The sequence below is a fragment of the Sedimenticola hydrogenitrophicus genome (genome assembly GCF_025175675.1).
Classification (GTDB): Bacteria; Pseudomonadota; Gammaproteobacteria; order Chromatiales; family Chromatiaceae; genus Sedimenticola; species Sedimenticola hydrogenitrophicus.
This window is the reverse complement of sequence record NZ_JANIOA010000007.1, coordinates 18,388-30,342: the sequence shown is the minus strand read 5'-3', so window position 1 is coordinate 30,342 and position 11,955 is coordinate 18,388. Positions and strand designations below refer to the sequence as shown.

At 59.8% G+C, this 11,955-nt stretch carries 7 protein-coding genes; all 7 read right to left on the bottom strand.

The annotated features are described in order from the left end of the window. Position 1: 1 nt before the first annotated feature. Positions 2-1,306, bottom strand: coding sequence for a restriction endonuclease subunit S (locus tag NPX02_RS05690; RefSeq protein WP_260292479.1), 1,305 nt, complete (start codon positions 1,304-1,306; stop codon positions 2-4). Further along, entirely contained in the window at positions 1,299-2,933 is a 1,635-nt protein-coding gene (locus NPX02_RS05685; RefSeq protein ID WP_260292478.1) for an HsdM family class I SAM-dependent methyltransferase, read from the bottom strand. The genes NPX02_RS05690 and NPX02_RS05685 overlap by 8 nt, the downstream gene beginning before the upstream one ends. Next, positions 2,927-6,046, bottom strand: coding sequence for a type I restriction endonuclease subunit R (locus tag NPX02_RS05680; RefSeq protein ID WP_260292477.1), 3,120 nt, complete (start codon positions 6,044-6,046; stop codon positions 2,927-2,929). Before NPX02_RS05680 ends, NPX02_RS05685 begins: the two co-directional genes overlap by 7 nt. Then, positions 6,046-6,255 (bottom strand): helix-turn-helix domain-containing protein, encoded by a 210-nt coding sequence (locus tag NPX02_RS05675; protein WP_260292476.1) that lies wholly within the window; start codon positions 6,253-6,255, stop codon positions 6,046-6,048. The genes NPX02_RS05680 and NPX02_RS05675 overlap by 1 nt, the downstream gene beginning before the upstream one ends. 507 nt (positions 6,256-6,762) lie before the next feature. Continuing rightward, positions 6,763-7,947: a DUF3322 domain-containing protein gene (locus NPX02_RS05670; protein WP_260292475.1), complete on the bottom strand. Its 1,185-nt coding sequence runs from the start codon at positions 7,945-7,947 to the stop codon at positions 6,763-6,765. Next, a complete protein-coding gene (locus NPX02_RS05665) occupies positions 7,944-11,306 on the bottom strand; it encodes an ATP-binding protein (RefSeq protein WP_260292474.1) in 3,363 nt (1,120 codons plus the stop codon). The genes NPX02_RS05670 and NPX02_RS05665 overlap by 4 nt, the downstream gene beginning before the upstream one ends. Continuing rightward, positions 11,303-11,953: a DUF4194 domain-containing protein gene (locus NPX02_RS05660; RefSeq protein ID WP_260292473.1), complete on the bottom strand. Its 651-nt coding sequence runs from the start codon at positions 11,951-11,953 to the stop codon at positions 11,303-11,305. The genes NPX02_RS05665 and NPX02_RS05660 overlap by 4 nt, the downstream gene beginning before the upstream one ends. Between the last annotated feature and the right edge of the window lie 2 nt (positions 11,954-11,955).

The window sequence follows — 11,955 nt, the reverse complement described above, 5'->3', positions numbered from 1 at the left end:
TTCATATCGCCATGCCCACTGATCTTTCGTGCATATCGACGTTCATTCGTGGTCCTACCGTGACTTGGCCGTTCATCAGCATGGGCAGGAGCCAGTCGCGGAGTTGGATTAGGTACTCCGTTTCCTTCTCCTTCGTAGCCATTATCTTTATGAGCGGATCGACGAATTCAGAAAACTGTTTCTGAAGCGTCGGCACAGGAACGACGATATATAGGTCTTCAAGGAATCCCTTGTTGAGTTCAACTTGGCCTGTCGAGCCGTTGGCCGCAGCTTCGATAATTGGCTGAAAGCGCAACAATGACCAACACAGGTATTCGCGACTCACACGTTCAGGTTTAGCTCTGACGATGGTTACATGAGAATCGACTGTCGTTTTTTCTTCGTCCAGTCGTTTGACAAAAGCAACTCTGCCAAGCGTGCCGACCCCTGTTGAGTTGACCAACACATCGAAACAGCGCAGTAGACGTTTATCTTCGGATTCGAGAATAGTTGCATGACGACGTGCATCCGCGAATGCTATTCGCTGATCCCGGATACATTTTTGATTGAGTACAAGTATCCCGCCCTCTTCCACATAGGCAGGTGACAAGCCGCGTCGGATCAATGAGGTCAAGTTGACAAGCCTATCACTACCCCATCCCGCCGGAATCTCTCGCTTCAGGGCAGGGTTGTAGGCCATCTTGCCGCCGGAGGATCTGTAGGGTTTGCCGTTGGCGTCGGGGAAGTCAAACTGCACGAACCAGTAGTCGTACAGGGACTTGGCCATCGCCTCAAGCTCGCCATTGATTCGGTTGTTGCAGTCAATCTTGGCGTCGAGGGTGGAGAGGACGGCGGCGATGTTTCGCTGTTCATTGTCACTGGGCGTCGGAATCTGAAGGTTTCTAATTGAATCAAGCGAGAGGTTCTTGATTGTAGAGCCAGTCGCAACATTCCACATATGTTGCTGCACACTGCCCAGCTGCAAGTAATAATATAAAAAACCAATATTAATTCTGGAGCATTTGATGTACGCGGCGCTCTTGCCAAGGATTACAGTTTCACCTCTATATTTAGCCAAACTGCCAAGGGTGCCATTTATTGACAAAAATAAGGTATTCTTATCAAATCCAATGAAATACTTTTCATATTCAGAGCGAGACACCCTTTTCGTCTCTGGCAGTATCTCAATGAAACCCCGCCTCAAATTATTCCCATTTATAAATGGGTACTCAGAGATTTCAACGTATTTGGGAGTCCCATGAATGCCATCGCCAATTCTTGTCGTAAGCGATTTCAAACTGGATTTCGGCCAGTGAGAGTTACTCATACCGCAACCTAGCCAACTGTTGCTTGATCTCCAGCTCCAGTCCCGTCGATTCCTTGAACAGCTCGTCAAGGTTGTCGGTGAAACCCCGCATCTTCACCGCGAACTGCACCGGCGTCAGGTCCACGTACTCGATCTTTACCTCGAAGTACTGCCCGGCACTCAAGGAATAGTTCTTGACGGCAATGTCGTCGTAACTCACCACCACCGAGAAGTCCTCCACCGCCTGCTTGGCGTTGAAGGTGGCGATGATACGGTCCTCCTCCGCATCGGAGAGCAGGGTCTTCTGGTTCTTGCCATCCTTGACCTTGGTGCCGAGGCCGGAGGCGTCGATCAGCACGACGTCCTCCTTGTTGGCGTCGTCTATGAAGAGGATGGAGACGTTGGTACCGGTGGTGGCGAAGATGTTGCTCGGCATGGAGACCACCCCGGCCAGCATCTTTTGGTCCACCAGGTGCTGGCGGATCTTCTTGTCGATGCCGCTTTGCGCGGTGATGAAGCCGGTGGGCACCACCACGGCTGCCTTGCCGCCGGGTTTGAGCGAATGGACAATGTGCTGGAGGAAGAGCTGGTAGATGGCCATTTTGTCTTTGGCCTGCTTGGGGATGTTGGGCACCCCGGCGAAGAAACGGGCCTGGTGCTCCTTGGTGTCCAGCTCGTTGCGAAAATCGCTGAAATCCATCTTGAAGGGCGGATTGGAGACGATGTAGTCGAACCGCTTTAGCGCCTTGCCCTCCCGGTGGTAGGGATGGAGCAGGGTGTTGCCCTGGATGATGTTGGGGATGGAGTGGACCAGGTTGTTGAGGATCAGGTTCAGACGCAGCAGGCTGGATGACTTCTGCGAGATGTCCTGCGAGTAGATGGCGCAGCGTTGCTCGCCGATGGCGTGAGCGATGTTCATCAGCAGGGTGCCGGAGCCGGCCGAGGGGTCGTAGCAACTCACGTTGCTGACCTTACCGCGCTTGGCTTCAGGCACCAGGATGGCGGCCATGATCTTGGCCACGGCGTGCGGGGTGTAGTATTCGGCGTATTTGCCGCCGCTGTCCTTGTTGTAGTCCTTGATCAGGTATTCGAACAGGGCGGCGTAGAAGTCGTACTTCTGGGTGAAGATGCGCTCGAAGCTGAACTCCACCAGCTTATTGATGATGGCGCGGCAGAAGGCGTCGCGCCTGGAGGGGTCGCTGATGTATTCGCTCACCCGGTCGAACAGGGTGACCTTGGCGCCGCCGTCGGTCTTGACCGCGAAGATGTCGTTGTTGCTGATGGCGATGTCGCGCAGGGTGTCGTCAAACAGCTTGGCGAACTCAGGCGCGTTCTGGCGGCCGAACAGGTGGGCGATGAAGTGCTCTGGCTTCAGGCGGGCGGTGTCCGGCCCCATCTGGTTTTGCAGCATCTCCAGATCGTCGGCGCTCATGGCGCTGATCGCCTGCTCCCAGCTCTCGGCCTTGGCCAGTTCCGGGCTTATCTTCTTGGCTTGATAAGCGAACTTGTCGTTCAAAAACTTGTAGAGAAAGACCTGGGTGATGATCTTGAACTCGTTGCCGTCGTTGCCGAGGCCATAGGCGGCGCAGATCCCCTTGAGGCTGTCGATTAGTTGCCGGGTGCGTTTCTCGAAATCCTGCGTTACCAAGTGGGTGCTCCTGTTCTTTTGCCTGAGGCAAATTCATTGGTGTATTCGGCTACCACCAGCCGGTTGATGGTGCGGGAGGCGTCCGGGTTGAGTTTGATCTTCTGCTGGTTCTGAAACTGTTCAATGACCAGCGGCATCATCATCCGCTCGAAATAGCTTTCGTTGGCCAGCAACTGGGTGTTTTGCAAGACCTGGTCGTCGGCCTGTTGCTTGACGCCGGAGAGGGCGTCGAAGATGCGGCGCTCGGTCTCTGTGAGCGTGCCGCGCTCCAACAGCCGCTTGTGGATGCGGGTGTATTTGGCGTCGCCGTGGTACTTGGCGCGGAGGCGGTTGTTCTGCCGGTTCAGCTCCTTGACCTTGTCGTGGATGGCGTTGAGCGCGCCGATGTTGGCGGTCATCTCCTCCTGGGTGACTTCGTTCAGCTTCTTTTTCTTGAACAGCCGCTCCAGCTCCTCCTTGAGGGTGATGAACCTGGGGTCCTGCTGGTCGAAGTTGTCGGCCAAAGCCTCGCGGGCTTGGCGCAGGGTGTTTTTCAGCTTGTCGGCCAGCACCAGCTCCTCTTCCCCGATCTTGGTGAAGAGGAACAGCACCTCTTCCAGGGCGACGTTGAGCAGGCCCGTGGTGTCGGCGCTCGATTCGATGCTCTCCTTGAGGTTGAGCAGGTCGAGGTGGTTGCAGGTCTCGCGGTAGAGCTGGTTGAGTTTCTGGAAATCGAGCTGGTCGAGGAAGGTGTATTCCCCTTGCAGGCGGATCAGGTTGTAGAGGCTGCGGGCATCGGCCAGCGCCTTTTTGAGGGCCAGCACCGTGGCGCGGTCCTGGATCTGGCTGATCTGGCGGGAGAATTCCTCCGCGTTTGCGATATCGAAGCTGAACAGAATGTCCTTGATCGCCTCGATCTCCTGGGCGATCTCCTCGGCGGACTTGAACAGGTGGGAGTAGTGTTCCAGTTCGTCGCCCAGCTCATCATTTAACTCTTTCAGGTAACGCTGGTTCGTTTCCTCAAATTCCTTGCTGATGTCGGCGAAATCGACCACATAGCCGTAGCGGAAATCCTTGTAGGGGCGGTTGACCCGGGTCAGGGCCTGGAGCAGGTTGTGTTTGCGGATCACCCGGCCCAGGTAAAGCTTTTTCAGCCGGTGGGCATCAAAGCCGGTAAGCAGCATGTTGAAGACGAACAGCAGATCGATATTGCCCGCCTTGAAGTCTTCCACCCACTCTTTCCGTTCCTGCTTGCTGCCGACATCGTGCAGGATCAGGGCGCCGCTTTTAATCTTGTTTGCCTGCTTTTGCTTGGCAATATAAGAAGCGGCGGAGTCCGCGACCATTCGTAGCTCATCCAATGATTCGCTGGCACTGTGGGGGCTGAGTTCGACAATCTTGGCGGCAAGGTGGCCCTGGAATATGTCGAACATTTGCCTGGCCTGCTCGGCGCTGTCGCAGATCACCATGCCGCCGATGGTGGCGTCGTTCTGCACGCCCCGGCTCTTTTCGAAATCATCGATGATGTAGTCGAGCATCGGCTCGACAAAGCGCGGATGGGCGTAGATCTGCTTGCGGTCGATGTCGCCCTGCTGGAGTTCCACTGCCGCCAGCGTCTCTTGCAGGGAGAGCTTGTAGTTGGTGGCGATCTCCTCGCGGATCAGGCGCAGGGTGTAGCCGTCGGCGATGGAGGCGTTGTAGTAGTACTTGTGGATGTAGTCGCCGAACAGGTCGCGGGAGTTGTAGTCATCGCCCAGCAGCGGCGTGCCGGTGAGGCCGATCTTGATGGCGTTCTGGTCGGACTGGCTCAGGTTGGCGAGGAAGCTGCCTTTGGGGTTGTAGCTGCGGTGCACCTCGTCGAGGAAGTAGACGCGCTGGATGCTGACGTCGTAGTCCTCGGTACGGACCACGTCCGGGTCATCCTGGAACTTCTGGATGTTGACCACCGTGATCTCCGACCGGCCGGAGTCGTTGTGGATCGCCTTTGTCGCCTTGATGTCGCGGGTGAAGGCCTCACGGGTATCGATGGTGTGGACCGTCAGCCCACGGCTGGAGAATTCCCGCTGCGCCTGGATGAGCAGGTCGATCCGATCGACGATGAAATAGAACTTGGGGATGATGCTCCGGCGCTGGAAGTAATCGGTCAGAAAGCGCGTGTTGTAGTAGGCTAACGCGGTCTTGCCGCTGCCCTGAGTATGCCAGATGATCCCCTTGCGCACACCTGCATCGAGCTTGCGTTCAATCGCCTTGGTGGCGAAGAGTTGAGGGTAGCGCATGACGTGCTTGTGCAGGCCGTCGGTCTCGTTCACATAGACCAGGGCGTATTGCAGCAGGAACGCCAGGCGGTCGCGGCTGAACAGAGAGGTGCAGATGCGGTTGGTCGGCGTGTCCGGCGACTTGTTGCTGATGAATTCAGGACTGTGCTTGATGACGTTGAGGTTGTTGTCCCGGAGCACCTCGTTTTCGAGCGCATCGTCCTCGTCGGCCAGCAGGTCGGTGAGGTTCAGTGTTTCCTCTTCCCGGAAGTAGTTGAAGATAGGCGCATCATACGACGGGCTGGCGTAGAACACCCCCTCAATGGGCTGCGGCGAGCCATCGTCGTACTCCATGTTGTTGGAGAAGACCATCAGCTGGGTGATATTGAGAAAGCGGCGGAAGCGGGGATTGCGGCAGCGCGTAATGATGCGGTTGCGCTCGGCCAGGACACCTTCACGATTATTGGGTTTCTTGACCTCGATGAACACCAGCGGCATGCCGTTGATGAGCAGGGTGATGTCGGGCCGGAACTCATCGTCGCCATTCTTGCTGGTCAGCTCAGTGACCACATGGAAGCTGTTGTTCGAGAAATCGGTAAAATCGATCAGCCGGGTGCCCGAGCGTTCCGTGAGTTTATCGTAGAAGGCCTTGCCGAGATCCTCGTTTTCCAGCGAGAGCTTGACGTCAGTCAGCAGTCGCTCGATGTCGTCTGCTACTATGTCGGGATTGATCCGGGCAATGGCTGTATGGAACAGAACCGGGAAGATGTTGGTCTCTTTATCCCATACGGCATTCTTGAGGGAGAGGTAGCGGTAGCCAAGGCGGACCAGATGCAGAATGCAGGGAATTTTGACCCTTGAGTCTTCGCTGAAAACCATCAATCCAACTCCCCCTGTTTCCTTTTCTGCGCGCAAAACTGCTCGAATTGCCGCTGCGCCAGCTTCGACGGCACCGTCTTGCCGTTCTCCCAGCGGTTGACCGTGGCGAAGCTCACGCCGAGGGCGTGGGCCAGCTCCTCCTGGGAGAGCGCCAGCTGCCGCCGCACGTCCTTGACCCGCATCGGAAAGTTTTCGGGGTGTGTGATCATGGTGGTTTCCGTCTGCTACCGGCACTTGAGCGCAACTGTTCATGTATATTCGGGCCAAAATATAACATCTGTTATGACTTCTGTAATGTATTTCCTGATTAGAAAGAAAGGTAAGCCAAGTTCCGTCATTCCCGCGGAAGCAGGAATCCAGCCGCAACCCGAGGTGCGCGCAAACCCTGGATTTCCGCCTTCGCGGTAATGACGGAGGCAGCGGGAATGACGGGTGCTGATGGTCCGCTCCGACACGCGTAGCTGACGTTCATTGATAATCAGGATGTATTTTGACTAGGATTCGCCGGGCTTGATACTCAATACAGTGTTCTCAAGCCGTTGGCGTTCCTGTAGCTGGTTTTCTGTGTATTTGCCATTACGTGGAGTCAGGTCGAGATAATCCCGGAGTATCAGGACGGATCGGCTCGAACCCGGCACGCGGGATGGTTGACGGAGAAGGGGTGGGCTGGGTCGGACGATAGGTGCTGCTGCGCGCCGCAGGGGGCTGTGCGAGTCCTAACTACCAATCCCTCGCAATGCCGCCTCGACAAAGGCGAAGCCTATTCGTTCCTGCTCGAGGCGCAGGCCGGGGCGTATGCGATTGTCGCGCAGGTCATCAAAGAGGTCGCGCTCCTGTTCGGTTAGCCGGGGAAGGTCATGGGTGTGCTGGGTCTCTTCCCGGCCCCAGAGCGCCTCATGTGCGGTCAGGGTTTCCCGGTCCATGAGCAGCGATTCGACGTGTGGCAGGTGTGCGCGCAGTTGGTCGAGGATGGCGAAGCCGTGGGTGTCGATATCACCCCAATAGTGAATCGGGCAGCGCAGCAGCCATTGCGCCCGGGCCAATGCTTCCCAGCCGTATCCCGAGCCGAAGATGACGATGCTGCCGGTCACCGAGGGGAAGGCGAGGAAGTTGGTCTCGTTTTCGGTGATGAAGACCCGTCGCACGGGGAGGTCGAGGGAGGCGAAGCTGTCGGCGTCCAAGGTCAGGTCCGGTCGTGTCGGAACGGGTAGCAGCGTGATTCGCTCATCGAGGGGGCGGAAACGGATGCGGGTCGGCTTGTCGCGGAAACCGTAGCGTCGGGCGAATTGGGCGACGCCGGTACTGGCCTTATCGATCGCCTCGGGCGGCAGCACGAGGTCCAGCCACTCGGCGAGCAGACCGCGATGGGCCTCGATAAACTTGGTGTGCACCCCGGGCAGATCCACTTGCCGCAGGTAGACATCGGGCCGGGGGTGTGTCCTGAGCCAGGCGACGATATCGAGCAGGCGATCGACCTCGTCCGCCAGTTCCAGCGCCCGCAGCGGGCGGCGGATTAGCCAAGGCTCGAGCTCCGGCCGCCTTGTGCGCAGCGTCTCCAGCAACACCTGGAAACGGGCCGCCTCACGGGCCTTGCCGATCAGGTTCAGGACATCATCCAGATTGTCAAGCCACAGGTATTTAGGCAGGGCGTTGCTCCCGTGCACCCGGTGCGCGAACTCGCGCCATTGGATGCGTACCGCCCTCAGCTCGCGCAAGCAGGTGATCCAGTCGCGCACGGCATCGAAGCGCTCGGCGATCTCCGCGGAGGTTGGCCCCTTGAACCTTAGCTTCAGGGGGAAGGCGGGCTCACCGGTAATCAGATGGCGCAGCAGGTCGCCACGATCCCACAGCTTGCGCAGCTGCTCGCGCACATCGGCCGGGTGGGTCCACTTGGCGATCATCCGCTGAACCTCGCCTTCTCTTCCCGGTATTCCTCGATGGCGAGATTGCGCAGCTTGGATGCGCGGCCGTCCTCGTTGTGGACGAAGCCGACATTGGAGACGAAGGGCTCAATGATGTGGATCTTCTGCAGCGGAGTGACGATCAGCAGTTGCAGGTTGAGCTGTTGGAAAAGACGCAGGCCGTACTGGGCAGATTCATCCGAGCCACGGCCGAAGGCCTCGTCGATCACCACGAAGCGGAAGGAGCGCGAGCGCACCGCGCTCCACTCCAGGCCGAACTGGTAGGCCAGGCTCGCGGCGAGGATGGTGTAGGCGAGCTTCTCCTTCTGGCCGCCGGACTTACCGCCGGAGTCCGAGTAGTGGTCGTACTCGCTGTCGTCCTCGCGCCAGCGCTCGCTGGCGGCGAACAGGAACCAGTTGCGCACGTCGGTCACCTTGGCGGTCCAGCGCCGGTCCTGCTCGGAGAGCCCTTCGCGGCCGCGGAAGCGGTCGATGATGGCCTTGACCTGGAGGAACTTGATCTCCGAATACTGCGCATCCTCGGAACCGGTCAGCGTGCCCTCGGTGCATGCGCGCAGATCGCCTTGGAAGTCGCGGATCTCGGCGTCCGGACTGGCCTGGGACTCCAGCAGGATGTAGCGCCCGGGGTTGTAGTCGATCTGGGTCAGCGAATTGTTGATCTGGTCGATGCGTTCCCGGATGGTCTCGCGCTCGCGGGCGAGCTGGGCATTGAAGTTGGCGATCTCGTTGATGGTGTTGACGTTCAACAGCTCCTTGAAGCGCGTCTCGAAGCGGGGCAGGTCGTCGCGGTTCAGCTGGTCGAGCAGGTTGCGGTATTCATAGGTGGCCGCCGGGCTGGCATCGAAGTCGGCGGTCTCCAGTTTGAATTCCTCCTTGAAGGCGGACATTGCCTTGATGATCTTTTCGGTCAGACGCGCCAACATCTTGGCCCCGGCGTCCATGCGTCCCTGCAGTGCCTCACGCATATCCCGTTCGCGGTTGTCACAGGACTCGACTGAAAGCTGATGTTCACCCAAGAGTTCCGTGCGCAGCGCCTCCAGCGTGGAGCGGATCTCCATCGGCAACTCGACGACCAGCGCCTCGGTCTCCGCTCGCAAGCTCTCGCCCGCGTCGCGTTTGGCTTGAACGCCGCCTTGCTCGCGATTGAGTTCCGACAACGCCGTCTCACTGGCCTGCAGGGCTGCCTGTGCCAGATGCAGCTGTTCGTTCAGCTCGCGCAACCGGTCGCTGGCGGCCTCCAGTCGCGCCAGTTCGTCGTGCAGGCGGGCGGCGACGGCGGCGCAACCCTGCCAGTCGAGCTCTCGGAACTCGGCGAATTCCTCCAGCTTGGCTAGGGCCTCGATCTGCCGGCGCAATGTCGTCTGTTCTTGTTGCGCCCGCCCGACCCGACTGCCGATTTCACCCAGTCGCGTCTCCAACGTCCGCGTCTGCGCCTCCAGCGCGGCAATCTTGGCCTCGTTGCGCCAGCCCAACACGTAGCGGCTGCGGTCTGAAATGGCGTGGCGGTCGTCCTTCTCGTGCCGTTCGCCGGGGGCCTTGAGCTGGCCGGCGTGGGTGAGCGCGCGGGTCTCGCGGCGGAACTGCTCCTGGGTCGCGCAACAGGCGTGGTCGAAGCGATGAGCGAGCTCACGGTCCAGCCAGTCGTAGAAGGGAGACTGGGGCTGGATGGCGAGCTTTCTCGCCAACGAGTCGCGATGCAGGTCGGGTAGCTCGCCCAGCCGTGGCGGGCGAACTCGAAAATACACCAGTCTTCCGGCCAGATGTGTGCGATCCACCCAGGCGACCACCGCACTATAATGGGCATCGGGCACCAGCAGCGACAGGCCGAAGTTGCGTACCACCCGCTCGATGGCCCCCTCCCAGTTGTGCTCATCCTCGCGCACCTGGATCAGTTCGCCAGCGAAGGGCATCGCCTCCTCGGGTAACCCGAGGGCGGCACAGAGGGTCTCGCGCATCGCTACCTGAGCCGAAGGGATGTTGCTACGTCGTCCCTTGAGGCTGGTGATCTCTGTTGTGAGCAGCTCGTGCTCGCGCCGGCCTTCACGCAGGGTGACACCCCATTCGGTAATTTGGTTCTGCAGGTCGGCCTCCTGCTGACCCGCGGCTTCGCGCCGCTCGCCGGTGCGCCGCCGCGCTGACAGGAAAGATTCCTCATCTGCCACAGGTAGCTCATCCACGGTGGCCAGGAGATCTGCGTGACGGTCAGCCTTCTGCTTGCGGCGATCCCGTTCGCGTTCCTGGTCGCGGATCTCGCCGGCCAGCTGAGCGAGGCGGTCACCGCCGTGCGCGCTGACGGCCTGCCTCAAGCGCTCCACCTCGCCGCGCTCTCGGTCGCGCTGCTCCTCGCGGTCGCGCGTTCGCGCCGCTAGGCGGGTCGCCTCTTCGGCCAGCAATTGCAGGCGGCGATCGAGGAGGCCGAGCTTCAACCCTGCGAAATAGGGGCGCAGTGTTTCGCGGCACTGGCGCAGCCCTTCTAGCCCCGCTGTCTGTTCGTCGTGGCGCGCGCAGTCAGCCACCAGCGGTGTGAGCAGCTCCACCTGCCGCTTGGCCTTGAGCACCGCCTCGTGGGCGCGGTTGAGGTCGTCGAAATGGCCGATCAGCGCCTGGACACGTGGTGCCACGTCGAAGGGCTCAAGCATGTGACTGCGCACGAAGTCGGTCAGGTTGCCCACCGACTTCATCGACACCGTCTGGTGGAACAGCTCCAGCGCCTGTTCATTGTCGATCCCGAGCCGGCGCCGGAACCAGGCTCCGTATTTTGGGAAACTGTCCTCAATTTCCGCACCCTGTCCGCGCAGCCGTTTGCGCAGTTGCGCGATGTCGGAACCGAAGCGGGAAAAGTCCTTCGTGATGGACAGCTCCCGCTCGCTGCCGACGAAAAAGCGCGCCGGTTGCCCCTGCGGCTCTTTCCAGTAGAATACCTGCGCCAGGGTCACCGTCTGGTCGTAGCCCGCATTGTGGAAGACGCCGAGGATGACCGAGTAGCTGTTGTGGTCACGCAGGGCGACGGGCCGCGCGGAAGCTGTCGCCTCATTGCGCTCGGACTTGTAGAAGCCCAGGACGTAGGAGCGCAACGTCCGTTCCTTCGCATCGGCACCGGCTGCTTTGTTGTAGGCGACGCGTTGGGCCGGCACCAGCAGGGTAGTGACCGCGTCCACCAGGGTCGACTTGCCGGAGCCAATGTCTCCGGTCAGCAGGCCGTTGCGGCCATCCGGTTGCAGCGTCCACACCCGGCCGTCGAAGGTGCCCCAGTTGAATACCTCCAGTCGCCGGAGCCGGAAGCCTGACAGGGTGTCATCCGCAATGAAGTCCAGGCCCAGCGTCTGCGGATCGTTCATGGAGTATCTCCCTGTGGTGCTTTCTCCATTTCCTCCACAGAGGTTCCCGTAAGTTGCCTGCGATACGCCGCCAGGCGCGCATCGAACTCCGCCAGCCACTGGGCGTCGACAAAGGCCTTGAGGATGCGCCGCACTTCGTAGCTCGCCGGTCCGCCGGTGACCTTTAAACGCCGCAGGAAGCCGAGATCGACCACCTTGTTGATGTCGCTCTCGATCCGGTCGATCAGTCGCGCCTCGTTGCTTGTCTCCGGCAAAAAGAGCCGGATCAGTTCGACGATTTCGTCGCGTGTCAGCACCAGTCGCGTGTCACCGCCGCCCGCATCGAACTCGGCCAGTTTCTTGCGCAGCAGCGCCAGCAGCAGGCTAACCGGAAAGGAGAGAGGGCGGCGCGCCACCAGTCGCGGCAATCTGGGGGCGTCATCCCCCTCCGCCGGGTCCGGCCGGCTTTTGAGAAAGGCGTAACCCTCCGCCTCGTCCAGCACCAGATCCAGGTTCAGCACCGCCATGTAGTCCCGCAGCCGCGCCTGAAGCGTCAGCAGCGCACCCCACAACTGTTCGTTGCCCTCCCGGTAGATCACCCCCCTGAGCAGGGTGATCGACAACAGGGACAGGTCGGGGTCGGTCGCCGTGGATTCTTGTTTGTCCATGT

Bases quoted from the DNA above. Each gene is read 5' to 3' on its own strand.
- NPX02_RS05670 (WP_260292475.1), bottom strand. From the start codon at position 7,947: ATGATCGCCAAGTGGACCCACCCGGCCGATGTGCGCGAGCAGCTGCGC.
- NPX02_RS05690 (WP_260292479.1), bottom strand. From the start codon at position 1,306: ATGAGTAACTCTCACTGGCCGAAATCCAGTTTGAAATCGCTTACGACA.
- NPX02_RS05680 (WP_260292477.1), bottom strand. From the start codon at position 6,046: ATGGTTTTCAGCGAAGACTCAAGGGTCAAAATTCCCTGCATTCTGCAT.
- NPX02_RS05665 (WP_260292474.1), bottom strand. From the start codon at position 11,306: ATGAACGATCCGCAGACGCTGGGCCTGGACTTCATTGCGGATGACACC.
- NPX02_RS05660 (WP_260292473.1), bottom strand. From the start codon at position 11,953: ATGGACAAACAAGAATCCACGGCGACCGACCCCGACCTGTCCCTGTTG.
- NPX02_RS05675 (WP_260292476.1), bottom strand. From the start codon at position 6,255: ATGATCACACACCCCGAAAACTTTCCGATGCGGGTCAAGGACGTGCGG.